Here is a 25,540-nt window from a genome sequence, read left to right as displayed (position 1 = left end):
GCGCCGCCGGCGCCCGCGGCGGCCTCCTGGTAGATCTGCTTGCCGATCTCCTGGAGTTCCTTACTCAGGTCCTGGGTCGCCGCTTCGATGTCCTCGGCGTCGGCGTCCGAGTCGTCGATCGTGGTCTCCAGCTCGTCGACGGCGTCCTCGATCGACTCGCGGAGGTCGGCGTCGACGTCGTCGTTCTCCTCGAGGAGCGTCTCGGCGCGCTGGATCGTGGCCTCGGCCGTGTTGCGGGCCTCGATGCGCTCGCGCCGGCGCTTGTCCTCCTCGGCGTGCTCTTCGGCTTCCTTCTGGAGGCGATCGATCTCCTGGTCGGAGAGGCCCGCACCGCCTTCGATCGTGATCTCCTCGGAGGTCCCCGTACCCTTGTCTTCGGCCGAGACGTTCACGATCCCGTTCTCGTCGATCGAGAAGGTGACCTCGATCTGGGGCGTCCCGGCGGGCGCCGGCGGGATGCCGGTCAGGTGGAACTCGCCGAGCATCTCGTTTTTCTCCGCGATCTCTCGCTCACCCTGGAAGACGCGCACCTGCACGGACGTCTGATTGTCCGCGGCGGTGGTGAAGATCTTCGACTCCTCGGTGGGAATCGTCGTGTTCTTTTCGATGAGTCGCTCGAAGAGGCCGCCCTTGACCTCGATTCCCAGCGAGAGGGGCGTGACGTCGAGCAGGACGATGTCGTCGACCTCGCCGCCCAGGACGCCGCCCTGGATCGCCGCGCCAAGCGCGACCGCCTCGTCGGGGTTGACGTTCTTCTGGGGTTCCTTGCCCGTCAGCTCCTCGACCTTCTCTCCGACCTGGGGCATGCGGGTCGAGCCGCCGACCATCAGAACCTCGTCGATGTCGTCTTTCTCGTAGCCGGCGTCCTCGAGGGCCTGCTCCGTCGGCTCGACGGTTCGCTCGATGAGGTCGGTCGTGAGCGACTCGAACTTCGCGCGGGTCAGCGACGCCTCGAGGTGGATCGGCCCGTCGTCCGTGGCCGTGATGAACGGCAGGTTGATCTCGGTCTCCTTGCGCGAGGAGAGCTCGATCTTGGCCTCCTCGGCGGCGTCTTTGAGCCGCTGGAGGGCCTGGCGGTCCTCGCGGAGGTCGATTTCGTGTTCGTCCTCGAAGTTGTCGGCCAGCCAGTCGATGATCGCCCGATCCCAGTCGTCGCCGCCCAGGTCGTTGTCCCCGTTGGTCGCCACGACCTCGTAGACGCCCCCGCCGAGGTCGAGGATGGAGACGTCGAACGTACCCCCGCCCAGGTCGTAGACGAGGACGCTCTGGTCGGACTCGTCGTCCAAGCCGTAGGCCATCGCCGCGGCCGTCGGCTCGTTGATGATCCGCTCGACCTCGAAGCCGGCGATCTCGCCGGCGTCCTTGGTCGCCTGACGCTGTCGGTCCGAGAAGTAGGCGGGTACGGTGATGACCGCCTTCTCGACCTCGTCGCCGAGATAGTCCTCGGCGTCGCGCTTGATCTTCTGGAGCGTCATCGCCGAGATCTCCTCCGGCGAGTACTCCTCGCCGTCGACGTCGACGGCGTACTCGTCCTCGCCCATGTGGCGCTTGATCGAGGCGATCGTCCGCTCCGGATTCTGGATCGCCTGGTTCTTCGCCGGCTTGCCCACCAGGCGCTCGTCGTCGTCCGTGAACGCGACGACCGACGGCGTCGTTCGGTCACCCTCCGCGTTGACGATGATCTCGGGATCGCCGCCCTCCATCACCGCGAACGCGCTGTTCGTCGTGCCGAGGTCGATTCCGAGGATCTTATTGCTCGCCATCAGATCCCTCTTGTGCGCACTTTGTTTTAAATCTTAGTACGTTCCGACACCATCACTTGGTATTATGAGAGAGTTTGCTCTGGTTCACAGCTCTCGGCGGGACGCACAGCCCGGCCCAAGTGCGGAATAGAGCGCTAAGCGGGTGGTCGATCAGAATAGAGTACCGAGTGGGTGGCCGATCGGAAGAGAGCGCTAAGCGGGTGGCCGATCGGAAGAGAGCGCTAAGCGGGTGGCCGATCGGCGCCCGCCGGGGTCGAGCGAGCGGCCGGTTACTGGTCGGCGTCGTCCGCACTCGCGCCGTCGCGGGCGATCTCTCCGCCCAGCTCGATCGCCTCCCCGTCGCCAACATCCGCGGCCGAATCCTCTTCATCCGCGGTTGCGTCGTCTCCTCCCGCGGACTCGTCGACCTCGCCGCCCAGCTCGATCGCTTCCGCGTCGTCGTCCGAGCCGCCGCGGTCCCGGCCGGTGTCGTCTTCGTCATCCGTCGCCTCTGCGCCGTCGTTCCCGCCGCCCGCGTTTACGTCGGCCGCGGCGGTCCCGGTCCCTCCACCGGAGGTCGCCTCGTCGCTGTCGGACGCGCCTTCCTCGCCGTTCGCGTCGCCTTCCGAGCGTGCGTTCGGGGACCCCTCGGCGTCGTCGTCCGCATCAGCGGTCCCGGCATCTTCGGCCGGCGTGGACTCGGCGCCACCGGCGACGTCCGCACCGTCCTCCCCGTCGGCGGGTCCCGGCTCGTCTACCGACTCCCCGTTGCTGACCGTCACCTGCGCGTTCTGGATGACCTTGTCGTCCATCTCGTAGCCCGGCGTGAACACCTCGGCGACGGTCCCCTCGGGCTGATCGCTGTCGACCTGGACCATCACCTCGTGGCGCTGTGGGTCCACCTCGCTGCCCGGTTGCGGATCGATCTCCACGACGTTCTCGTCGGCGAGGACGCGGTCGAACTCCCGGAGAGTCATTTCGATGCCGTCCCGGAGGGACTCGGCGTCGTCGCTCTCCTCTTCGAGGGCGCGTTTCAAGTTGTCCCGGACGCCGACGACCCGCCCGACGAGGTCCTCCGTGGCGCGGGATTTGATCCGTTCCTGGCGCTTTTTCGTCCGCTTCTTGTAGTTCTGGAAGTCGGCCTGCTTGCGCTTGAGCGCGGTTTCGAGTTCTTCGACGCGCTCCTCGCGGTTCTCGAGTTCGTTCTCGAGCTCCTCGATGCGGTCGTCGCGCGCGCTCAGTTCGTCCTGGAGGGTCTCGATCGTCTCGGCCTGTTCGTCGATCCGGCCGCGCAGGTCCGACAGTTCCACCCGCTGGTGTTCGACGGTCTCGTTCAACTCGCGCGCGGTCCTGACGACCGTGCGAACCTCCCGGGCGAGCGTCTCCTCGTGCGAGGCGACGCGGTCGAGGAGATCCTGGAGCTCCTCGACGGTTTCGGGCCCCTCCGTCGCCGCGTCCTCGAGGTCGGGCGCTTCCTCCTCGTCGTCGGTTTCGGCCTCGCTCCGATCACCGTCCTCGAACCCCTCGTTCGACTCGCGCTCTTCGGCCGGGTCGCTCTCGGCCGGCCGCTCGTCGTCCCCGGCCTCGCTCGCGCCGTCAGCGGCCCGCGGTTCCTCGCCCGCGCCCTCCGCGGACTCGGCGGACGGCTCCGTCGCGTCGCCATCCTCGGACGTCTCGTCCGATCGGACGCCCCCGGCCCCGGGGTCCGTACCCTCGTCTTCGCTCATGTCACCCCCAAGGAACACCGGAAATAAAAGGATTGAGGTCGGCTCCCGTTGGGAGTCGTGGCGTCGCGAAACATTTGTATCGCCCGGTCCTTCCCCAGGGCGTGAGCGGAGTGACGCTACGCTACGAGGACGGGACGATCGCCCTCGCGGGCCAGCCCGGCGACGGGTTCGATCCCGAGAGCCTCGGCGTCGACGCCGACGCGCGCACCGGCGGTTGGCGGACGTCCGCGCACCGATACGCAGACGTCCGCGTGCGACTCGCCGCGACCGGCGTCGACGTGGCGGACGCGGTCCTCGCGCTCGACGCCACCTCCCGGTCGTCGACGACGTACGAGCTCCGCCCCTACCAGCGGGCCGCCCTCGAGGACTGGCTGGCGACCGACCGGTGGGCCGATCTGGCGGATGCGTGGCACCCCGCCGAACGGCCCGTCGAGCGCGCGCCGGGCGGCGTCCTCGAACTTCCCACCGGCAGCGGCAAGACCGTCATCGCCCTCCACGCGATCGAGCGGCTCGAGGTCCCGACGCTGGTCGTCGTCCCGACGATTGACCTCCTCGAACAGTGGACCGAGGAACTCGAACGCGAGTTCGACGTCCCGGTCGGCCGGTTCGGCGGCGGCGAGCAGCGCCGCGAGGCGATCACCGTCTCGACCTACGACTCGGCGTATCTCAAAGCCGACGCGATCGGCGATCGATTCGGTCTCGTCGTCTTCGACGAGGTTCACCACCTCGGCGGCGAAGGCTTCCGGGAGATCGCCCGCCTGCTCGCCGCGCCGGCTCGGCTGGGCCTCACCGCGACCTTCGAGCGGCCGGACGAGGCCCACGAGGTCGTCGCCGAACTCGTCGGCCCGGTCGTTCACCGCGTCGACGTGGACGAGCTCGCGGGCGAGCACCTCGCCCCGTACGACCTCAAGCGACTCGAAGTGGGCCTGACCCCCGAAGAGCGCGAGGAGTACGAGGCCCACCAGAAGATCTTCACGGACTACCTCGCCACGTCGAGCGTCAGGCTCCGCAGCGGCTCCGACTACCAGGAGTTGGTCAAGCGCTCCGGTAGCGATCCCCGGGCGCGCGAGGCGCTGCTCGCCAAGCAGCGCGCCCGCGAGATCATGATGGGTAGCGAGGCCAAGCTCGACGCCCTCGAGGGGATCCTCGACGCACACCGCGGCGAGCGCGTCATCGTCTTCACCGCGTTCAACGACCTCGCGTACGACGTCTCCGAACGGTTCCTGATTCCCGCGATCACCCACCGGACCGGCACGGCCGAGCGCCGCGAGATCCTGGAGCGTTTCCGCGAGGGCACGTACACGCGCGTCGCGAGTTCGAACGTCCTCGACGAGGGCGTCGACGTCCCCGACGCGTCGGTCGCCGTCGTCCTCTCGGGAAGCGGCAGCGAGCGGGAGTTCACCCAGCGACTTGGCCGGATCCTGCGGCCCAAAGCGGACGGCGGCCGCGCGTTGCTCTACGAGGTCGTCAGCGGGGAGACGGCGGAGGAGCGGGTCGCCGAGCGACGGCGGTGAACCGGCGACCGACCGTTCCTCGTACTCCCGGTCGGTGGGTCGTCGGTAGTCGAACCCTTACAAAACCCGCTCGTCCCGTCGATCGGACGATGACCGACGCGACTGCGAGGCGAGCGGACGCATCGGCCCGGGAACTCCTGGGGTTGACGGCGCTCGTGTTCGTTACGGTCGCCGTCACGGCGACGGTTCTCGCGCCCCACCTTCACGTCAGCTCGCCCGCGGGCGTTCCCGGAGCGGGCGGCGCCGACGCGGTCGCCAACTCGACGCCGCCCGACGAGGCGGACCCGCTCGCGCTGGATCCGACCGATCGGTCGACGCTCTCGAACGAACGGATCGAGCGGTCGGTCCGACTCGACGACCCCGTCGACGAGTCGTTCGACCTCGAAGGCGGCGCGGTCGTCGACGGTTCGGTCGTCGCGGGGACGCTCCGGGACGATCTCGCGATCGAGGACGGTGCCAGAGTCGGCGGCGACCTCGTCGTCGACGACGTCCAAGACGGCGAGATCGAGATGGAAGACGATGCCGGTATCGGCGGCGACCTCGTCGTCGGAGCCGTCCAGGACGGCGAGATCGAGATGAAAGACGATGCCGGTATCGGCGGCGACGTCGTCGTTGGGACCGTCGAGGACGGCGATATCGAGATCGAAGACGACGCGGTGATCGGCGGTTCCCTCGGGATCGAGTCGATCGGTGACGGTGGGCTCGACCTCGACGACGACGCGGTCGTTTCCGGCGGCCTGGACGTCGAACGCGTCTCCGAGGACGGAGAGGTCGAATTCGAGGACGGGACGGTCGGCGGCGACGTGACCCTCGGGAGCGTCGACGGCGAGGTCGAGTTCGACGACGCGACCGTCGACGGCGACGTCGCGATCGACCGGGTCGGTCCCGACGGCGAACTGGAGATCGACGACGACTCGACCGTTCGAGGTGACGTGATCGTCGGCGACGCCGGCGGCGACGAGGACCGGATCGACGTCGACGAGGACGCCGTCGAGGGGAGCATCATCGTCGACGGCGTCGTGGTGGACGGCGCCGTCGAATCGGCGGGGCGATAGTACCCGATACCCGCGGGCCGCCGGTCGTAGCGAACCCCCTCCGGAGATGCGACGGCGCCGGTCGATAATTCGTGGCCGTTCGCCGAGCGTCCGAACCGTCCACCCCCTTCCGTGTGCAACTCCGGCACTTTTTGGCGTCGAACGCGTCGGTAGCGTGGTGTCCGATCGATCGTGAGCGACGAGCGACCCGTCCCGAACCGCTCGGAGGCGACCGACCGAGAGCGGTCGCCGAGCGCCGAGCTCGGCGAGCGTCGCGGCTTCGTCCCGTTCTTCCGGCGCTATACCAGATCGTGGATTCATGCCGTCGCCACGGCCGGACTGACCGCGTTCGGAACCCTCACTATCGTCCACCGCGGGTTCGTCGTGCTGGCGCTCGCCAGCTACCTCGTGCCGCCACTCGCGCTCTACGTCGGACGCCGTCCAACCGAGGATCCCGCCGACGCCGAGCGATCCGCCGGTCGCTCGATCGGCCGGTCCGGTCCCGAAACGGGAGCGAGCGAGCGGGAACGGGAGGCGGCGAGTCGCGACGGTACCGGCGATGACGGGACGGTGACCCCCGACGAGGCCCCCACCGATCGGACGGCGACCACCGACGAGGCCCCCGCCGATCGGACGGCGACCACCGACGAAGGAGCGACCGATGACGCGCCGACAGCGCAGCCGACCGCGGCCGAAGCGCTGACCGACGAGCCCCCGATCCGCGACGACGCGGCCAGCCACGACGACGCGGCGAGCGGCGAAGCGGCGACCGACGACGATCACGCCGGCGAGTGGACCGTCGTCGACTCGCCCACGGAGCGATCGCTTCTCGACGTCGGTATCGCCGGCGGTCACGGCGCGTTCGCCGTCGGGGAATCGGGGCTCGTGCTCGCCCGCGACGCCGACGGCTGGCGACCCGTGCTCGAGGACGGCCCCGGCGCCGACGCGAGCGACCTGCACGGCGTCGACGCGACGGCCGACGGCGAGGCGGTCTGGGTGACCGGGGACGGCGGCGCACTCGGGCGGATCGACGCCGAAACCGGACGGCACGCGGACTACTCCGCTCCACTCGATCTGACGGACGACCTGCTCGGAATCGCCGTCGGCGGCTCGCGCGGCGAGGAGGTCGTCCTCGCGATCGACGGCTCCGGGCAGGTGCTGCGGGGCGATGCGGACGGAGACGCGGTCGAGTGGACGGAACCCGTCGCGCCGGGCGGCGGGTCGAGCCTCTGCGGCGTCGCGTTCGCCGAGCCGACGACGGCCTACTGTTGCGATACGAACGACGGCGTCTACGAGACGGTCGACGGCGGTGACGCGTTCGAACGGATCGGCCTCGAGGGCGCCGACGGCACTCTCGTCGATCTCGCGTCCGCGGCGCCGGGGGAGTGTCTGGTCGCCGACGACGACGGTGTCGTCCACCGGTACGACGGGCCGCGGTGGACGCCCCTGAGCGTCTGCGACGGGACCCCGACGAGCATCGACCGGTCGGACGGACTGACCGCGCTTTCCACCGAGGCGGGGACGCTCTACGAGCGCGACGAGCGCGGCGGGGAGTGGAGGCGACGCGGCGTCGACCGGATCGAGTCGCTTCGCAGCGTCGCCGTCGACGGGACGGCGGGAATCGCCGTCGGCGCGAACGGAACCATCGTCGAGCGGTGACCGACGGCGACGCGACGCTCGAAACCGTCCAGTGGGCTCGATTGGGAGATCGGTTCCGACCCTCACTCCGGCGGCGCGTCCCACTCCTCACCGTTATCCAGCGGCTCGTAGCCGATCGTCTCCCGAGCGTGATCGAGATCGTCGAGCCACCGACGGTCGTTTCCGCTCACCCCGTAGAAGTGATCCCACTCGACCGACTCGTCCTGCAGGCAGCGGTCGACCAGCTGCGCCAGATCGCGCCGGGACTGCCAGGTCGCCTTCATGCGAGCGACCGGCTCCTCGTACGCGTCGCTGGCGCGCTCCCAGCGACCCGCTGCGACGCCGCGTTCGGCGTCCCCGTAGGGGTGATCGTACTCGGGGTCGCGAACGGAGCCGATCCGGAGCGCGTAGAACCGGACGTCGTGAGCCTCCGCAACCAGTCGGCCGAGGTCCTCGCCGTAGCACTTGACGAGTCCGTACCGAGAGTCCGGCCGGTGGGACTCCGTCTCGTCGATCGACCGGTCAGCGTCGTCGCCGATCGTCGGCTCGGCGTCGTCGACCGATCGACCGGCGTCGTGCCGATAGATCTCGGGAGCGTTGTGCACTTCCTCCATCCCGACAGCGTGGTTCGACGAGGCGAAGACGATCGAGTCGAGGTCCGCCTCGACCGCCGCCTCGAAGACGTTTTGGATCGACTCCAGGTTGTCGGCCACCGACTCCGTCCAGCCGATGTCGCGATCGTGGATGCCGCCGAGCCCGGGGATCAACGCCAGGTGGACGACCGCGTCCTGGCCGTCGAAGTGGGGACGGATCTCGTCGGCCTCGCGGACGTCGGCGACGACCGACTCGCCGGAAGCGGCATCCGGATCGGTGTCCGAGCCGTTCCCCGGTTCGACGTCCAGCAGCGTGAAATCGTACCGCTCGTCGTCGCCGAGGTGGTCGGTGATCGCGGTGCCGACGGTGCCGTGCGCGCCGGTAACGAGCACGTTCATACTCGACGCTCGAGGGCCCGCCGGATAATTCCACCTCCGGCGTCACCGCTACTCCGCGCGCCGGTCCGGCATGCTGGTCCGGCGTCGCCGCCGAAGGTTCGGGCTCCAGCGTCGCCGCCGAACGTTCGGGCCCGGGCGACCGCCGCGTCAGAAGGTGATGATCTCGTATCCGTCGTCGACCAGCGACCTGATGCTCGGGTGGCCCTCGAACTCGTCGAGGCGCTCCAGCCCTTCCTCGTCGACCACGTCGTCGACGTCGTAGGCGCTTACGCAGTAATCACAGACCGATACGTCGTCGCGAATCGACTGGTAGAGGTCGTGGTAGTCGTGGTCCTCGTCGTCCAGCTCGCCGACCCACTGCGTGCCGGCACCGTCGAAGATCAGCTCGAAGTCGTCGCCTTCGTCCCGAAACTCCCTGGCGGCCTCGAGCGCGTTTACGACGCGACCGAGGTCGGCTGACGAGTCGGTGCCGGCGAGGACGATGATGGCTGCGTTCGTCATGGAGGGGAACCTCCGTGACACGGACGGGTAAGTGGCATGCGCTCGTGCGTCGGTCGCGGACAGCCGCTCGTGGGCACGGTCCGCTCTCAGGTGCCCCGGTTCGCCCGACGATGCGGCGCCCGACCCCGCACCGACGGGCATCCGGCTGGGCTAACCCGTCGGAGTCGAGGGCGACTGAGTCGAGTCACCGGGTCGGGAGCGTCCCAATCGGAGCGAGCGTCGCGACGGGAATCGTCCGCGCTCACCCGCAGTAGCAGTTGCCCTCGGGACAGGCTGTCGGCTCGCTATCGCCGATTTCGACCCCGAGACCCGCGAGGGCCGCCGCGATCCGCTGGCTCGCGGACGGCTCGGGTCGAATCATCCCGGCGACCGCCCCGGTCGGAGAGTCGCCGGTTTCGATCGTCTCGACCACCTCGCGCTCGGCGTGGTCGATCACCGCGACGTGATCCGCCGTCTGGACCGGCACGTACAGTTGCTCCCTGTTCGGCCCCCAGGCGGCGGAGATGGCCGATCCCCCCACCTCGAGCTCGCCCGCGACCGCCAACTCGTCGAGGTCGATCACCGTCACCGAGTCGGCGTCCGGCGTGAACAGGTACGCGACCTCGCCGTCCGGGTCGATCTCGCTCGTGATCGGCATCGCCGGAAGGCCGTCGTCGCGCGTGATTCGGGTAATCTCCTCCGGTTCCTCGGGATCGGAGACGTCCCAGACGCTCTCGGAGCCCTCCCGATCACCGTCGGGACCGAGTTCGCCCTCGCCGTTCTCGACGGCGAGCAGGTCGCCGTCCCATGCGGCCGTCGCCATGAACGGCAGCACGTCGCCGTCGCCCGCCGGTTCGCCGACGTCGACCTCGGCGACGGTCTCGAGCGGATCTGTCCGGACGACGCGGAGGGTCTCGTGGGCGATCTCCGGGACGTACGCGTGCTCGCCGTCGGCGTCCATCGTGACGTCGCAGGGGCCGGCGTAGCCGGTCTCGATCGCGCCCGTGATCTCGCCGAACTCGTCGCTCTCCGGGTCGGCGTCGACGCGGACGATCGGATGGTCCTCGGGATCGTCCGGGTCGGGTTCCGGATCCATCCCGGTCGTTCCCCCCGCGGCGACGAGGAGGTGGTCCTCGTCGGGCGAGAGGTTCGGATAGTTCGGCCCGAAACCGGTCTCGACGCGGGCGATCTCTTCCAGGTCGCGCTGGTCGAGCGCCACGACGCCGCCGGAGACGTTGAGCCAGCAGACGTCGTAGCCCGAGTCGGCGCCCGTCCCGTACTGGTTGGCGGGGAACGACGCGGTCGTGTCGACGTGGGCCGTCTCGACGGCCTCGTTCGCCTCGGCGTCGACGATCGTGACGGTTCGATCGCCCGTGTTGAAGACGTAGACGGTCGGCGCGGTCTCGGATTCGTCGCCGTTCCCCAGGCAGCCAGCGAGGGCGGCCGCGCCGCCGGCGGCGGCCGACGAGCGGAGCAGGCGCCGCCGGTCGACGCCGTCGGCGAACGGGTCGCGTCGGTCCTGGCGAGGGCGGAAACGCGATCCGTCGGCGGTCGATCCGTCGTCGGCGTTCCGCCGGTCGTCGACTCCGACGTGATCGGTCATGAGCACGCTCCGTCGCGAAGCGGCAAAAACGACCGGGTCGTCGCGGCTCGCGAACCGATCACCCCCGACTCGTCGTCGGTCACCGGCTCCGGTGCGTTCACTGTGGTCGAGCCCCAACTCCCGGCGAATGCTGACGAAGGACCTGCTGGGCGTCTCCCGGGCCGGGGGCGGCTACCGGCCGCGGTTCGCGGACCGCGAGCACCGCCCCCTCGCGGCTCGCGTGATCGGAACGTTTCAGGACCACGTCGGCGAGGCGCGCGGGGACCTCGACGAGGCGCTCGCGACCCTCGAGAGCGAGGCCGCAGACTTCAAGCTCGTTCGCGGCTTCGCGTCCCTCTGCGAGCGCGACGCCGCCTTCGAGACCCGAGCCCCGGTCGAGCCGGAGCGCGCCCGCCGGGCGGCGTTCGAGGCGGCCGAGGCCGTCGGCGTCGTCTCCGAAGACGATCGAGCGATGGCCCTGATCCGCGCCGGGGAGGCCCTCGGCGCCTCCGCCGACGGCGTCGCCGAGTCGCTGTACGCCGACCGCGAGGAACGCCAGGTCCTCGTCGAGTTCGGGTCGCGATGGGATCCGGACGCGCTCCTGGTCCAGTACAACCTCTCGCTCGCCCAGACCGCGCTGTTCGACGCGACCGAGGTCCGGGTCCGATCCGCCGACCCGCGGGCGCTCGTCGCTGCGGTCAAGCGCCTCCGGCTCATGTACGAGCTCCGGCGGACCGGCGACGGCCGCGAGCTCGTCGTGACCGGGCCGACCGCGGTCGATCGATCGAGCCGACGCTACGGCACCCGCTTCGCGCGGCTCCTGCGAACGGTGGCGGGCACCGACGAGTGGCGCCTCGAGGCGACGATCGACGACCGCGGGACCGAGCGTTCGCTCGAGCTCAGCGACGCCGACCCCGTGGCCGTTCCGGACGCCGACCCGGTCGCGGACGTCAGCTACGACAGCGAAGTCGAAGCGGACTTCGCCGGGCGGTTCCAGGGGCTCGACCTGCCGTGGGAGCTGGTGCGCGAGCCCGAGCCGCTCGCCACCGGAACGCGGGTGATGATCCCCGACTTCGCGTTCGATTACCGGCACGCGGAGTTCCGCGTCCACTTCGAAATCGTGGGATTCTGGACCCCCGAGTACGTCGCGAAGAAGCTCGACCAGCTGGCCCACGTCGAGGACGTGGAGCTGCTCGTCGCCGTCGACGAGTCCCTGGGGATCGACGCCGACCTCGCCGCCCTCGATCACCGCGTCGTCCCGTACGCGGGTCGAGTGCGCGTGAAGGACGTCGCCGACGTCCTCCGGGAGTTCGAGGGCGAGCTGGTCGACGCGAGCGCCGCCGACCTCCCCGACGAGCTGGTTCCCGACGACGCCGCCGTCGGCGTCGCCGAGCTGGCCGACCGACGCGGGGTGAGCGAGGCGGCCATCGATCGCGTGACCTTCCCGGAACACGAGCGGGTCGGACGGACGCTGGTCCGCCCCGAGGTGCTGTCGTCGATCGACGAGCGCCTCGAACCCGGCCAGTCGCTGGCCGAGGCCGAAGCGGTGCTCGACGACCACGGCGTCGGGGACGCGAGCGCGGCGCTGTCGCGACTCGGCTACCGCGTCGAGTGGGAGGGGCTGAGCGGCGGGACCGTTCGACGCGGCCGGGACCGGTGATCGATCCCGTCCCATCGCCCGCCGCTCGCCCGACGGACCGACCGGCGGTTCGATCGAGCCGTCGTCCCGGCGAACCGTTTTGTGGAGGGACGTTCTATCGACACGAAATGGGATTCTTCGAGAATCTCGGCCGGAAAGTCGAGGAGTTCAAGCGGACGGCCGAGGAGACGGCGGCCGAGGGGACGAGCCACGCCTGCCGGTCGTGCGGCGAACGGTTTTACGCCGACCACGACGAGTGTCCGGAGTGCGGCGCCGAGGCCGTCGTCGAGATGGATCCGGCGCCGAACGACGACGAACCCGGCGACCGGCCGGCGGCAAACGAGCCCGGCGATCGGCCGACGACCGACGAGCCGGTTGAGGCGGATCCCGACGACGTCGACGATCGAAAGGGAAGCGACGAGCTCGACGGCGCCGGCGACCGGCAGGCCGGCGGGGACCGTGACGAGACCGCCGAGTAACGGATCCCGACCGCACGGCTGGCGACCCTTCCGAACGAGTTGTGCCCGGTCCAGTACCCGGGTGACGAGCCGCCCTCCCGATCGGTTGTCCCGGCCGATAGTTTCGATTTTCAGATATTCATCTCCCCCTATACCAATTCGGAAGGTGTAATCCGAAATATCCGATGAGTGTAAATCATTATTGAATTTCTACTTCAGAATCCATGGGATAATAATATACCGTCGACTGTGGCACATCCGGTGTATGAGGGACGAGAGACAACTCATCGATCGGCGTACAGTACTGGGCGCGACGGGGGCGGGCGTCGTGGCACTCGCCGGCTGTCTCGGCGCCGACGAGCACGACGACGTGGACGGAGAGGTCACGGTGACGGCCCTCTGGAGCGACGACGAGGAGGAGGACTTCCTCGCCGTGGTCGACTACGTCGAGGAGGAAACGGACCTCGAGATCGAATACGCGTTCCGCGACACCGAAACGCTCCTGACCCAGACCCTGATGGACTTCGAGGCGGGGTCCGCGACCGCGGACGTCGTCGTGTTCCCGACGGAAGGACGGGTTCGACGGGACGCGGAAGCAGGCCACCTGGAGCCGGTAGGGGATCTGTGGGACGAAGACAATTACACGGCCGATCACGCGACGGTCGAGGTCGACGGCGAAGTGTACGCCGCGCCCTTCGGCGGCGACCTCAAACCCGGGTTCTGGTACCGTCGGTCGTTCTTCGACGAGCACGACCTCGAAGAACCGGACGATTACGACGAGTTCCTCGACCTGCTCGCTGAAATCGACGAGATCGAGGGGGTCGAGGCCCCGCTGGCGTCCGGCAACGGTGCCGGCTGGCCCCTGAGCGACGTGGTAGAGGCGTTCATCCTTCGACAAGATGACGGCGCGCAACTTCAGGTGGACCTCATCGATGGAAACGCGGAGTTCACCGACGACCGCGTCGTCACGGCCTTCGAAGAGGTACAGGAGCTCCTCCAGGACGGCTACTTCAGCGAAGTTCGCGACTTCGGGGTCCAGTACGAGTTCTTCTGGGAGAACGAGACCCCGCTGTACTTCATGGGCTCCTGGACGCCGACGTTCGGCGCGATCGAGGATCCGGAGGACCTGGATTACTTCATGCTCCCGGGGACGGAGGCGATGGTGACGAGCATCAACTGGTTCACCATCCCCACCTACGGCGAGGACGTCGACGCGGCGAGAGCCGCCGTCGAGGCCATCGTTTCGCCCGATGCACAGCAAGTCTGGACCGAACGCGGGGGCTTCGTTCCGACGGCCCTCGACGTTCCGGACGACGCCTACGATCTCGACATCATGCGCGATCTCACCGAGCAGGCGGACGAGGTCGAACTCGTTCCGGACCTGGACGACGCCCTGGGAGATCCGTTCCAGGCGGAGTTCTGGTCCCAGTTACTCGGGCTCTGGGCGGAACCGGATCAAGACGTCGAGCCGATCGTCGAGGCGCTCGACGACGTGTTGCAGGAAACCGTCGAGGAAGAAGAGGAGATCCCGGAGGACGTGGACGACGAGGACGACGCTGACGACGGCGTAGACGACGAGGACGCGGACGACGCTGACGACGGCGTAGACGACGAGGACGCGGAAGCGGAGGACGACGAGGAGTAGCGTGGCTGGCGTTGGCGAGAACGGTAGCGACGGGGGCATCCTTCAGCCCCTGATCGTCGTCGGTCAGGAGGTTCGTCGGAGCAGCGTCAACGCCGTCGCCGTCGACTTCGTGTACGTGTTCGCCGTGGGCTTTTTCGCCACGCTCGCGGTTCGGGGGCTCTGGCCCGCGGTCATCGCCGCGCTGCCCCTCGCGGTCATGCTGGCCTTCGCCTGGATGTCCTCGCGGCTCTTCTTCATCCTCAACGTCATCGTGATCGGCCTGACCGTGGGGGCGACGCTGGCGGGCGTCGTCCCGCTGTGACCGGCGACGAGCCGACGAGGGTGACGCTTCGCCCGGGTTCCTCGAATCGCCGGGGCCGCGGGTCGATCCGTCGCGAGGCGAGGATGGTGACGAGACGGTCGAACGGAACCCCCGTTCAATCCGCGACGGCGGCGACCATCCCGCGCTTGTAGTACCGTTCGAGCAGCAGGAACAGGATCACCGGCACGGCCATCGTCATGATCGAACCGGCGGCGATCATCCCCCACTCGACCTGCACGCGGCCGCGCATCAGCGGGAGGACCTGCGGCGCGAGGTAGAGTTCCGGCGAGCGCATGAAGACCAGCGGGAAGAAGAAGGCGTTCCAGACCCAGGTGAACTGGATGACCGCCACCGAGACGAGCGCCGGCGTCGACAGCGGGAGGATGATCGACCGGAAGATCTGGTACCGCGAGGCCCCGTCGACGCGCGCGGCCTCCTCCAGCTCCTTCGGGATGCCGAGCAAGTAGTTTCGCAGGAACAGCACGACCCAGCCGAGCCCCCAGCCGATGTGGATCAGGATCAGCCCCATGTAGGTGTCGAACAGTCCCATCTCGCGGAGGGCGTTGTAATTGCCCATCGCGATGAGCTCCGGCGGCGCGGCCATGATCAGCAGGATCAGGAAGAACAGCGACGTCTTCAGCGGGAACTCGAATCGGGCGAACGGGTACGCCGCCATCACGCCGAGGAGCATCACGACCAGCACCGCGGGAATCGTGACGATGAACGTGTTGAGCAGCGCCCGACTCATCGGCGCGGTGGAGTAGTCCCACGCCGCGCGGTAGTTCTCGAGCGTGATCGTCATTCCCTCGAGGTGCCACCAGCCGCCGATGATCTCCGAGAGGGGCCGGATCGACGCCATGAACAGCCCGATGAAGGGGACGATCCAGAGGACGGCGATCGTGATCGCGACGACGTACTTGAGGCCCCGTCGTCGCGAGGGGATCGCCTCGGCGATCCGGTCGCCCCAGGTGAGATCGGCCACCGGCGCCGTCTCGGGCACCGTCTCGACGGATACGTACCGTCCGCCGTCGGCCTGCGCGTCGGTGTGCTCGTCGCGATCGGAATCGGGTTCGGGGGAGTCGTCTGGTACCATCTGTGATCAGTCCATTCGAGCGATGTACAGCGCGAGGGGCGCGACGATGAACAGCTGGACGAGCGCCACCACCATCGCCATCCCGTAGTCGATCTCGGGCCGGAAGGCCGCTCGATACACCTCGATGCCCAGCACCGAGTACGCGTGGTTCGGCCCGCCGGCGGCGCCCCCGGCGGCGTAGACGATGTCGAACATCCGCATCACCCAGATGATCCCCATGATGACGACGACGGCGGTCACCGGTTTGACCAGGGGCCAGATGATGTCCCAGAACCGTCGCCACGCGTTCGCGCCGTCGACCTTCGCCGACTCGATCAGTGACGGATCGATGGCCGACAGCGCCGAACTGTACAGCAGCATGCTGAACCCGGTGTGGACCCAGATGCCGCCCACGATGAGGGCGTAGATCGCCACCTGCGGCGACTGCGTCCAGTTGCGAACCCACTGGTCCTGCCCGAGCACCCGGAGCAACTCGTTGAAGATCCCCGCCTGGGGGTCGTAGACGAACATGAGGACGAGCCCGATCACGATCGGCGGGACGGTGAATCCCGCGAACACCATCGAGCGGAGGAAGCGACGCCCCTTCAGGTCGGCGAACAAGAGCGCGAGCGCGAGGCCCAACAGCGTGCTCGCGGGGACGTGGATGACCACCCAGAGGAGATTGTGCGTGAGCGCGCCCATCGGGTACCGCAACTCCCGCATGTTGGGCCAGTGAACGATGAGTGGGTCCCTGAGCGATCGAACCCAGTTGTCCAAGCCGACGAAACTCTCCATCGTGAAGGTCTCCCACGAGAAGAAGCTCCCGATCGCCGAGTAGACGATCGGGGCGACCGAGAAGATTCCGAACAGGGTCAGCCCGGGCACTAGGAAGATCGCGATCGCCACCGCCTTCTCGCGGTCGAAGTCCGTCGGGAGTCCCAGATCGCGGTCCGCTTCGAGGCCGTCGATGTGATCTCGCAGGCTCATCGCTGACTCAGGCGACGAGTTCCCCCTTCTCGTCGTAGAGGTACGCGTCGTCGTTCGCGAACGTCAGGAAGACGCGGTCGTCCCGCCGGAGGTCGGTGTCCGGCACCTTCGCGTTCACGACCTGGTCGTTCACGGAGACGTTGACGAGGACGTACTCGCCCAGCGGTTCCACCGTGTCCACCGTCCCGACGATCGCGTTTCCGTCGGCGGGTTCCTCGGTCCTCACGCCGAGGTCCTCGGGCCGAACGCCGAGGGCGACGGTTCCGCGTCCGGCGTCGGGGCCGCCTCCGCCGGTGTCCGCTTCGGCGGACGGCGCTTCCGCCTCCCGATCGTCGCCGCCCGGTTCCGGCTGGCCGTTCGCCGTGACGACCTCGCGCCGGCGGACGTCGGCACCGTCGCGCTCGCGCTCGGTGATCGTCGTCAGGTCGACGGTCCCCGCCTCGCCGAGGTCGATCGACCCGTTCCGGCGGGTCCCCTGGAACAGGTTCATCGGCGGCATCCCGATGAACCGGGCGACCCAGGCCGTCCGCGGCCGTTCGTACAGCTCCTGGGGCGGTGCGACCTGCTGGATCGTCCCCTGGTTCATGACCGCCACTTTGTCGGCCATCCCCATCGCCTCCTCTTGGTTGTGGGTGACGTAGACCGTCGTGATGTCGAGCTCGTTCTGGAGGCGCTTCAGCTCGATGCGCATCTCCTGACGGAGCTTGGCGTCGAGGTTCGACAGCGGCTCGTCGAGGAGGAACACCGACGGTTCCCTGACGATCGCCCGCGCGAGCGCCACGCGCTGACGCTGACCGCCGGAAAGCGCCGCCGGTTTCTTGTCGACCTGATCCTCGATGTGGAGGAGTTCGGTGACCTCCTCGACCTTTCGATCCCGATCGTCGGGCGGTATCCCGCGGACTTTCAGTGGATAGCCGATGTTCTGGGCGACGGACATGTGGGGATACAGCGCGTAGTTCTGGAAGACCATCGCGACGTTCCGGGCGCTCGGCGACGTGCCGTCGACCCGCTCGTCGTCGAAGTAGATGGCGCCCTCGGAGGGCTGCTCGAGGCCCGCGATCATCCGGAGGGCGGTCGTCTTGCCACACCCGGACGGGCCGAGCAGCACGACGAACTCGCCGTCCTCGGCCTCCAGATCGATCTGGTAGTTCGCCACCGTGTTTCCGCCGTCGAAGTACTTGCTGACCTTTTGCAGCGATATGTGAGTCATTTATTCCCAATTATCGCCTTTCAAGGCCATGAATCCTCGCAAATAGACACAATATCCGATATAATCTGCTGATCTTTCACAGAATCTAAAACGAATGAGGTCCGCGAGCGGCCCGTCCCTCGACCGCTCGATGCGCGGATCCACAATAGATATGGGTTGTATGCTGAGAAACAACTCTAGCAGGTTGTTATCGGTGAGCGGCGACGACGCGTACAGCCACTCACGAACAGCCACTCGTGAATAGCCGCTCACGAACAGCCACTCGTGAATAGCCGCTCACGAACAGCCACTCGTGAATAGCCGCTCACGAACAGCCACTCGTGAATAGCCACTCACGAACAGCCGCTCACGAACAGCCACTCGTGAATAGCCACTCACGAACAGCCGCTCACGAACAGCCGCTCACGATTGTAGAACGGATAACAACGTTTTTCAGTTGTGGCTTCGTGGCCCAGACGCACGAATGACCGCCGACGCCGTCGACGGAGCCCGCTACGTCGTCCTCGGGGACGTAGTCGGCTCCAGGGAGATCGACGACAGGGAGGCGTTCCGAGAGACGTTCGCCGACGCCCGCCGACGAATCGCCGACGAGTACGCGGACGACGTCGCCGCCGGACCGTCGGTGCTGAAAGGGATCGACGAGATGGCCGCGGTGCTGACCTCGCTCGAGACGTTCTACGACGTCGTCCTGGTGCTCCACGACGCCCTCTACCCGCACGGGATCCGCCTCGCCGTCGCGAGCGGCGAAATCGAGGTTGGCGGGAACGGCGACGTCGCCCACATGGACGGCGAGGCGTTCCACCGCGCGACCGAACTGCTCGAGTCGATCGAGGCGGACGACCTGCGCGTCGGCCTGGACACCGGCGCCGACCCGCTCGACACCGCTGTCGCCGACGAGATCAACCTCCTCGTCCACCTGCGCGAGTCCTGGACCGACCGCCAGCGCGACGTGGTGGGCCGCTACGAGCGCGCGGGCACCCAGCGCGCCGTCGCCGAAGAGCTCGCCGTCAGCCAGCAGGCGGTCTCGAACGTCCTGCAGGGGGCGTCCTGGCCGCTCGTCGAGACCGTCGAGGCGCGGCTGCGTCGAACGCTCGCGGCGTACGACGAGGTGGACGACGGATGATCCCGGTCGTCGTTCCGTCCTCGCTATTCGCCGCTTTCGTCGTCGTCCTCGGCTACGTCGTCCTGCTCGCCACCAGCGGCTGGGTCGTGAAGACGGCGCTCTCGTGGGCCGACGACGGCTACGCCGCCTCCGTCGAGGATACCGACCGCGACATCGGCGCCATCGTCGGCAAGACCGAGAACGTCCTGCTGCTGACGTTCGTCCTCGCGGGCGCCTACGCCGCCCTCGCCATCGTCTTCGCGGCCAAGAGCATCGTCCGCAGCGACGACATGAAGAACAACAGCCTCTTTTACCTCGCCGGGACGCTCGTCAACGTCACCTACTCCGTGGTGGTCGGGATGGTCTTGCGCGCGATCCTCGGGGCGGGCGTGGCGACGCCGGTGTTCTGACGGACCCCTCGCCCGGGTCGAGAGGTATCGATCGTCCCTCTCAGTAGTGGGAAGCACGATTTCGGAATTCAGCACGAGACGTGAAACTCGCGGCCAGGATAGCGCAGGCAGTTACCGAAGCAGCTATCGATCGAACCGAACGACGCGAAAAGCCACCTGCTGAATATAGAGCAGAGATGCCGCACAGTGACACCGTTGGTTCGAGTTCAGGCCTCTGAATCAGCCGGTCAGCGCAGCTGCAAACCGAGCGGAGGTACCCTGCGGAGAAGAACTGTCAGAGAATATATCCCGATTATTGAATCGACTGAAGAAATTCGTCCAACGTGTCTGTGAGTTCGTCGACCGCCTCTCCGTTGATTTCAGCCGAATACCGGACGGTGATCACGTCCTTCTCATTGGTGTGGCGGGCTCTATCAACTTGCTCAACGGCTTTCCAGATCCCCGTGACTTCAACTTGGCCGTGTTCGGCGTGGTTGTACGTTTCACCACGATCCACGAGCATATCAGAGTCAGAACCCGGTAGATCGTCAGCGTCGCCCATGTGAATCCGTCGCGGCCGCTGGCCCTTGTCTCTGTTGGTGGATGCAGGATATCGTGCGACAGTATCGAGCGATCTCTCACCGCAGAAATCGAGTCGAAAACCCGTGCAAGACTCGCGCTGTGAGTTCAGGACACGCTGAATGAACTGCCTGAGCATTGTCGGAGACGACGTGGCCGACTTAGCGCGTGCATCTTGGACGGAGCGCGGGTTAGAAGGGAGGCAAAAACCCGTCGTCGTCGATTCGAATCGATCGAGAAAGAGAGTGTCCTCGTTCGACCGGGCCTGATTTACACCTCCGGAAAGTACCGGCCGTGGAAGCCGAACGGAACGGCGTGTGGCAGGGGTGCACGCGCTCTCTCGACCATCGTTTCCGCGTCGAACAGGAGCAGCAACGATCGCTCCCGTCGGGTGTCCAGCGCCGTCGCGATCACGACGCCGTCGTCCGCCGCGGTCCCGCCCGGGCGCCGAACCATCCGCGGCTCTTCGACGTAGACGCCCCGTTCCCACCATTCCGTCGCCGTTCCCCGTTCGACGTCGAGTTTGACCAGTCCGTTCGCGCCCGTCCTGTCGGTCGCCTGTGCGTACGCGTACCGATACCGTCGGCCCCGAACCGGTTTCGGAACCGTCGGGAGTTCCATTCCGCCGTCGTACCGCTCGAAGCGTCGGACGCGTCCCTCGTCGGGATGGAGTCGGAATCTGACGAACTGACCGTCGGGTGCCGCGCCGAAGGCGCCCTCCGAGAGGGCGTCGAAGGTGAGCGCCCGGACGATCTCGTCGTCGTCGAACGCGACGATGTCGAGCACCAGCTCGTCGTCGTCCTCGTAGGCGTTGACGTGGTGAAACGTGAAGAACGGCGGCGTTTCCAGCGTCCCGACGAGCCGTTCGGCGTCCCGATCGACGACGATAAACCTGCTCGCGGCCCCGTCGTCGTACTCGAGGAGATCGAGGAATCCGTCGTTCCACGGGGCCAGTGCCTTTGCCATCGAGATCCGGAGCGGCGTCTCCACGATGACGATACGTGAGTCGGTGATCGAACAGTCGTGGACGTATCCGGGGCCGGCGGCCGGGACGCTAGCGACGTGGGTTCGGCCGGCACGCCCGGACGGGATCCGGTAGAAGTGATACTTCGGAGCGCGTCCGAACGTCGTACTGTAGCCGATCGTTTCCTCGCGATCGAGATCGACCTGGAGGTGGGCCGTCGCCAGATGCTCCGGAACGTCGTCGCGCCAGCGAAACTCGCCGCGTGTCTCGAGCGTTACCGGGTCGAACGCGATCCGCCGCGGTGCCTCGGTGAGCGCAACGAAGTGCTCGCCGAGTTTGACGACGTGGACGTTCGCGTTGTCCGTCGGTTCGGGCGGCCCGAGCGACCGGAGCCACCGCAGGATCCGGCGGAACGAATCGCCGCCGGTTGCGAACTCCGTGGCGCCGTGACCGGAGTCGGCGGCCGCGTACGCGTCGGTCCGCAAGAACCGGTTCGTATACGAAACGGTGCCGTCCGCGAACCCGTAGCGGCGGAGCATCGCCAGGCCGTCGAACCAGTGGGTCGCACGCTCGCCGCCGAACTCGAACCGTCCCGGTCCGTTCCGGATCAATGCCCCGGAGAGCCAAGACGGGACGGTACCCTCGACCGGCAACTGTCGGTCGACGTACTCGGTGTCGACCGTTCGAAACCCGAGTTCGTAGGCGCGATCGGTCGCGTTCGACATACCGTCACATCGGGAGGACGGACGATCAATCCGCGGGTAGCAGCACCGACCGGGGAAGACGGATTCACGGAACTGGGAGCCGACCGGCCGCTCCAGGTTTGGGTGGACCAGTGTGGAGACCACCGAACGGTTGAGGGCGATGGGCCACGAAGCGACGGCTACTCGTGTCGGACACTGACCGGACGTACGATCTCGTCGTCTGGGGTGCAACCGGCGTCGCCGGCCGTCTCGTCGCCGAGTACCTCACCGAACAGTACACGTCCGAGGACCTCTCGCTCGCCCTCGGCGGTCGCGACGAGACGCGGCTTCGCGGACTGGAAGCGGCGCTCGTGGCACGGTGCTCCGGATGGGCGGAGCTCCCGATCGTCATCGGCGATGCAACGGATCCGGAGAGCCTGCGCGCTATCGCCGAGGATACCCGCGTCGTCTGTACGACCGTCGGTCCGTACACCAGGTACGGGACCCCGCTCGTCGAGGCGTGTATCTCGGCCGGAACGGACTACTGCGATCTCACCGGGGAAGTAAACTGGATACGGGAGATGATCGACCGGTACCACGACGATGCGGTCGATGCGGGTGCTCGTATCGTCCACAGTTGCGGTTTCGATTCGATCCCGGCCGACCTCGCCACGTTGCTCGTGCAGTCGTTCGCCATCGAGGAGTTCGGGACGCCCTGTGAGCTGGTTCGGATCTACCTCGAGGACGGTCGCGGCGGGGTAAGCGGCGGAACGATGTCGAGCGTCGTCGAAGTGTTCCGGGCCGCGTCCACCGATCCGGTCGCCCGGCAGACGCTTCGAAACCCGTATTCGCTGGCGCCGGCGGGCGAGCGCGACGGCGTCGATCCGGGCGCACAGTCCCTCCCGAGGAAAGACCCGCTACGGGGCGAGTGGACGGCGCCGTCGCCGATGGCGGTCGTGAACGAGCGGGTGATTCGACGGAGTAACGCCCTGCTCGACTATCCGTGGGGTCGCGAGTTCGAGTGTCGGGAGGTCGTCCCCGTCGGATCGGGTCCCATCGGTATGGTGGGTGCAAGCGCCGTCTCGGCCGGCCTCTGGTTGGCGACTGGGGTACTGGCCGTTGGCCCGATGCGGGAAGCCCTCCGTCGCTTCGCGTTTCCCGATCCGGGCGAGGGACCGACGAGCGCGGAGATCGAGAACGGGTACTTTACGATTCGCGTGCTCGGTCGCGGAACCGTTACCGACGGGCCGTTCGTCGTCGCGAGTCGAATCAGCGCCGACTGTGATCCGGGTTACGGCGCGACCGCGAAGATGCTCGGCGAGGCCGCGATGTGTCTCGTGAACGAGGAGATCGACTCGCCGCTCGAAGGCGGCATCCTCACCCCGGCGGCAGCTCTCGGCGATCCGCCCGCCGACGGGCTTCGTCGAGCGGGACTGGTCGTGGAAGTGGGCGAGTGGGATCCCGATCGGACGTCACGATTGCAGACGGCCCGCGAACGGTGAGCAGCCTCGACGAGGCCGACCACCTCGAAGAGCCGAGCCTCGCCTAGGACCTCCACAGCCTCCCGCAGTTCGCGATCATCTGCATCTCGAACGACGAGGATAGTTCTCCCGGTCGTGTCGATACACAGCGCAAGCGGCACCCAGCGAGACGAGTACGGATCGCGAGCTGCCAAACGGCCGATTACGTGTCGACGGGCGGGAGCGTGAACGAAAACGTCGATCCTTCTCCGGGCTCCGAGTCGACCCAAATCGTGCCACCGTGGCGCTCGACGATCCGCTCACAGAGGGCCAGTCCAATGCCCGTACCGCCGTGTTCGTCGCGAGCGTGAAGACGCTCGAAGACCTCGAAAATGCGTTCCTGATCGTCTCGCGGAACGCCGATTCCGTCGTCACGGACGGAGATGCGCCACATGTTGCCAGCGCGGCCCGCGGACACGCTCACTCTCGGCGGTTCGTCACCGCTGTACTCGATGGCATTGTTGATCAGGTTCTGAAATAGCATCCGAAGTTGATTCCCGTCACCCTCGACGTGGGGAAGAGGTTCGACGGTCACGTCGGCATCGGTCTCCTCGATGCGGAGCTGTAAGTCGGTCAGCACATCGTCGGTGAGGGCTTCCAGATCGACGGGTTCGAACGGATCACCGTCGGTTTCGATCCGCGAGTATTCGAGGAGACCGTCGATCATCTCCCGCATCCGGACCGCTCCATCGACTGCGAACTCGATGAACTCCTCCGCATCCGTGTCCAGATCATCGCCGTACCGGCGTTCGAGTAGCTGCAGGTAACTCGAAACCATCCGCAGGGGCTCTTGCAGATCGTGTGAGGCGGCGTAGGCGAACTGTTCGAGGCGCTCGTTGGACTCCTCGAGACGGTGCTCGTACTCGCGGCGTTCGAGTTCTTGCTGGACCCACTGCGCCATCGATTTCAGGAACGTCCGCTCAGCGTCGGAGAACGACGTCTCTCGGGAGTTGTGTGCCACGAAAAAGAACGAACGATCGAGTCCGTTTTCGACTCGGAGCCGCGTTCCCAGGTACGATTTGACGCCAAACTCCTCGTAAGCGGTCGTTCCCTCGAACCCTTCATCCGCGGGTGCAGTGATACCGATCGGGGTGGCATCATCGGTCACGACCCGGCAATACGTCTCGGAGAGGCTCACGTTGGTGCCGGGCTGGAGATGGTCGTGCGTATCGCTGACGTATTCGACTTCGAAGATGTCCACCTGTGGATCGATTCGGGCCATCCCGCCCAGATCGAGATCGAATCGTTCACACCCGAGCTCGAACAGGGCCTGCAGTTTTTCATCGAACGAACGATCGGGGTCTGACGTGATCTCGTAGAGCCGGCTCTGGAATCGATCACGTTCGGTGAGTTCACGCCGGGTTTCCGCATGCCTGACGAGCCCCTCGACCGTCCGATCGACGTCGAGTGGCGGATGGTCGGTGCCGAAGAACTCGTCCGGCGGGTGATAGTAGAAGTTCTGGCAGACCGTCCCGTCGTAGACGACGAGCGGATGGCTTCGAATCACGTCCGACAGGACGTCCGTGGAAAACCGGTCACGGTTATATTGGCAGAGAACGACGTAATCATCTCCCTCGTAAATGGTATTGAGCAGTGCTTCGTACCGGATCAGCTGATCGAGTCCAGTATCTTCGTCGAGCGCCCACGTCATTTCGGCGGCGGCTCGCACGCCGTCGTAGCCCTCGCGATCACGCGCCTCGGCGAGCGTTTCCTCCCAGAATTCGAGCATCTGCTCCGGCTCGAACTCGCTCGTGCGGAGGTACGTATCCGCTTTGGTGTGAATCGATAACGCACCGGATTCTCGGGCGGTTTCGACGTCGATACCACCCTCACGGAACGCGCCGAGGACTTCCTCGACCGTATTATCGTCCGCGACGTAGAGGCACTGTTCGCCCTGTTCCAGCCCCTCTTTGATGAACGGCACGACGGCGGCGAACTGATCGTCTTGATTATCGTACACGGACGCGAGATGATCGTTCGATCCATCCTCGCCGTGGTGGTCGCAGATTGCGGTCGCCTTCCGCCGCGTTTCGACGCCCGTGAGGGCTCCATCGAGGCCGAACGTCGTATCCTCGTTTGATTGCTGTTTGCTCATGATCGGGTGCAGGTGGTGAGTACTGGAGATCGAGAGACGCAGGGAGAGTTTTGGCTGGGTCCCAGCGTGCCATGCCCTTATCAACGCGAAACGATCGGCTCGTGGAAAAAGGTTCCCGTTACCCAACGAGGTGTTGACCGAATAATCTGTAGTGAACGACCTCAATCGCCGAAAATCGACCAGGATC

21 protein-coding genes and 1 pseudogene are annotated in these 25,540 nt (G+C 67.0%); 11 read left to right on the top strand and 11 right to left on the bottom strand.

Annotation, left to right across the window (positions count from 1 at the left end):
- A partial coding sequence (gene dnaK / locus QZT59_RS10215; protein WP_290815360.1) for a molecular chaperone DnaK occupies window positions 1–1,763 on the bottom strand: 1,763 nt, incomplete at its 3' end.
- A 269-nt stretch (window positions 1,764–2,032) separates the two neighbouring features.
- Window positions 2,033–3,469, bottom strand: coding sequence for a nucleotide exchange factor GrpE (gene grpE / locus QZT59_RS10210; RefSeq protein WP_290815357.1), 1,437 nt, complete (start codon window positions 3,467–3,469; stop codon window positions 2,033–2,035).
- Window positions 3,470–3,570: 101 nt separating this feature from the next.
- On the opposite strand from grpE, the gene QZT59_RS10205 reads away from it, so the two are divergent.
- The 3 genes from QZT59_RS10205 (at window position 3,571) to QZT59_RS10195 (ending at window position 7,676) form a co-directional block, all read left to right on the top strand.
- A complete protein-coding gene (locus QZT59_RS10205; protein WP_290815354.1) occupies window positions 3,571–4,983 on the top strand; it encodes a DEAD/DEAH box helicase family protein in 1,413 nt (470 codons plus the stop codon).
- Window positions 4,984–5,072: 89 nt separating this feature from the next.
- Complete coding sequence (locus QZT59_RS10200; RefSeq protein WP_290815351.1) at window positions 5,073–6,038, top strand: hypothetical protein; 966 nt, start codon at window positions 5,073–5,075, stop codon at window positions 6,036–6,038.
- Between the two features lie 171 nt (window positions 6,039–6,209).
- Entirely contained in the window at window positions 6,210–7,676 is a 1,467-nt protein-coding gene (locus QZT59_RS10195) for a hypothetical protein (RefSeq protein WP_290815349.1), read from the top strand.
- Between the two features lie 62 nt (window positions 7,677–7,738).
- Here QZT59_RS10195 and QZT59_RS10190 read toward each other — a convergent pair whose 3' ends face one another.
- The 3 genes from QZT59_RS10190 to QZT59_RS10180 form a co-directional block, all read right to left on the bottom strand.
- Window positions 7,739–8,647, bottom strand: coding sequence for an NAD(P)-dependent oxidoreductase (locus tag QZT59_RS10190; RefSeq protein ID WP_290815347.1), 909 nt, complete (start codon window positions 8,645–8,647; stop codon window positions 7,739–7,741).
- 147 nt (window positions 8,648–8,794) lie between these two features.
- On the bottom strand, window positions 8,795–9,148 hold the full coding sequence (locus tag QZT59_RS10185; RefSeq protein ID WP_290815344.1) for a hypothetical protein: 354 nt from the start codon (window positions 9,146–9,148) through the stop codon (window positions 8,795–8,797).
- A 241-nt stretch (window positions 9,149–9,389) separates the two neighbouring features.
- On the bottom strand, window positions 9,390–10,730 hold the full coding sequence (locus tag QZT59_RS10180; protein WP_290815341.1) for a YncE family protein: 1,341 nt from the start codon (window positions 10,728–10,730) through the stop codon (window positions 9,390–9,392).
- 127 nt (window positions 10,731–10,857) lie between these two features.
- Between QZT59_RS10180 and QZT59_RS10175 the strand changes: the two genes are divergently transcribed.
- The 4 genes from QZT59_RS10175 (at window position 10,858) to QZT59_RS10160 (ending at window position 14,752) form a co-directional block, all read left to right on the top strand.
- Window positions 10,858–12,369: a DUF790 family protein gene (locus QZT59_RS10175; RefSeq protein ID WP_290815338.1), complete on the top strand. Its 1,512-nt coding sequence runs from the start codon at window positions 10,858–10,860 to the stop codon at window positions 12,367–12,369.
- 107 nt (window positions 12,370–12,476) lie between these two features.
- Window positions 12,477–12,827, top strand: a complete 351-nt coding sequence (locus QZT59_RS10170; protein WP_290815335.1) for a zinc ribbon domain-containing protein — start codon at window positions 12,477–12,479, stop codon at window positions 12,825–12,827.
- Window positions 12,828–13,071: 244 nt separating this feature from the next.
- The gene (locus QZT59_RS10165) at window positions 13,072–14,451 is read left to right on the top strand and encodes an ABC transporter substrate-binding protein (protein WP_290815333.1); all 1,380 of its coding nucleotides are present in this window, start codon (window positions 13,072–13,074) and stop codon (window positions 14,449–14,451) included.
- A gap of 1 nt (window position 14,452) precedes the next feature.
- A complete protein-coding gene (locus QZT59_RS10160; protein ID WP_290815330.1) occupies window positions 14,453–14,752 on the top strand; it encodes a hypothetical protein in 300 nt (99 codons plus the stop codon).
- Between the two features lie 115 nt (window positions 14,753–14,867).
- On the opposite strand, the gene QZT59_RS10155 is transcribed toward QZT59_RS10160, so the two are convergent.
- The 3 genes from QZT59_RS10155 to QZT59_RS10145 are packed head-to-tail and all read right to left on the bottom strand — an operon-like array spanning window position 14,868 to window position 18,021.
- On the bottom strand, window positions 14,868–15,845 hold the full coding sequence (locus QZT59_RS10155) for a carbohydrate ABC transporter permease (RefSeq protein ID WP_290815327.1): 978 nt from the start codon (window positions 15,843–15,845) through the stop codon (window positions 14,868–14,870).
- A 6-nt stretch (window positions 15,846–15,851) separates the two neighbouring features.
- Window positions 15,852–16,811: a carbohydrate ABC transporter permease gene (locus QZT59_RS10150; protein WP_290815324.1), complete on the bottom strand. Its 960-nt coding sequence runs from the start codon at window positions 16,809–16,811 to the stop codon at window positions 15,852–15,854.
- 7 nt (window positions 16,812–16,818) lie between these two features.
- Entirely contained in the window at window positions 16,819–18,021 is a 1,203-nt protein-coding gene (locus QZT59_RS10145) for an ABC transporter ATP-binding protein (RefSeq protein ID WP_290815321.1), read from the bottom strand.
- Between the two features lie 463 nt (window positions 18,022–18,484).
- Here QZT59_RS10145 and QZT59_RS10140 point away from each other — a divergent pair, with 463 nt between their 5' ends.
- Together QZT59_RS10140 and QZT59_RS10135 are read left to right on the top strand one after the other, a co-directional pair.
- Window positions 18,485–19,144, top strand: coding sequence for a SatD family protein (locus QZT59_RS10140; RefSeq protein ID WP_290815318.1), 660 nt, complete (start codon window positions 18,485–18,487; stop codon window positions 19,142–19,144).
- On the top strand, window positions 19,141–19,533 hold the full coding sequence (locus tag QZT59_RS10135) for a hypothetical protein (RefSeq protein ID WP_290815315.1): 393 nt from the start codon (window positions 19,141–19,143) through the stop codon (window positions 19,531–19,533). Before QZT59_RS10140 ends, QZT59_RS10135 begins: the two co-directional genes overlap by 4 nt.
- Before the next feature lie 292 nt (window positions 19,534–19,825).
- Here QZT59_RS10135 and QZT59_RS10130 read toward each other — a convergent pair whose 3' ends face one another.
- Together QZT59_RS10130 and QZT59_RS10125 are read right to left on the bottom strand one after the other, a co-directional pair.
- A complete protein-coding gene (locus QZT59_RS10130; protein WP_290815312.1) occupies window positions 19,826–20,074 on the bottom strand; it encodes a hypothetical protein in 249 nt (82 codons plus the stop codon).
- Window positions 20,075–20,361: 287 nt separating this feature from the next.
- Window positions 20,362–21,780 (bottom strand): carotenoid oxygenase family protein, encoded by a 1,419-nt coding sequence (locus tag QZT59_RS10125; protein ID WP_290815310.1) that lies wholly within the window; start codon window positions 21,778–21,780, stop codon window positions 20,362–20,364.
- A 164-nt stretch (window positions 21,781–21,944) separates the two neighbouring features.
- Here QZT59_RS10125 and QZT59_RS10120 point away from each other — a divergent pair, with 164 nt between their 5' ends.
- Together QZT59_RS10120 and QZT59_RS19210 are read left to right on the top strand one after the other, a co-directional pair.
- Window positions 21,945–23,240 (top strand): saccharopine dehydrogenase NADP-binding domain-containing protein, encoded by a 1,296-nt coding sequence (locus QZT59_RS10120; RefSeq protein ID WP_290815307.1) that lies wholly within the window; start codon window positions 21,945–21,947, stop codon window positions 23,238–23,240.
- Window positions 23,222–23,362 (top strand): annotated as a pseudogene (locus tag QZT59_RS19210) (AAA family ATPase); the annotation flags it as partial. The gene QZT59_RS10120 and the pseudogene QZT59_RS19210, both read left to right, overlap by 19 nt.
- A gap of 59 nt (window positions 23,363–23,421) precedes the next feature.
- Here the strand turns inward: QZT59_RS19210 and QZT59_RS10115 are convergent.
- A complete protein-coding gene (locus QZT59_RS10115) occupies window positions 23,422–25,353 on the bottom strand; it encodes an MEDS domain-containing protein (RefSeq protein WP_290815304.1) in 1,932 nt (643 codons plus the stop codon).
- Window positions 25,354–25,540 lie beyond the last annotated feature (187 nt).

It is taken from the genome of Halovivax sp., assembly GCA_007119345.1.
GTDB lineage: Archaea > Halobacteriota > Halobacteria > Halobacteriales > Natrialbaceae > Halovivax.
The sequence above is the reverse complement of the archived record's forward strand: the minus strand, read 5'-3'. Positions and strand labels throughout refer to the sequence as shown.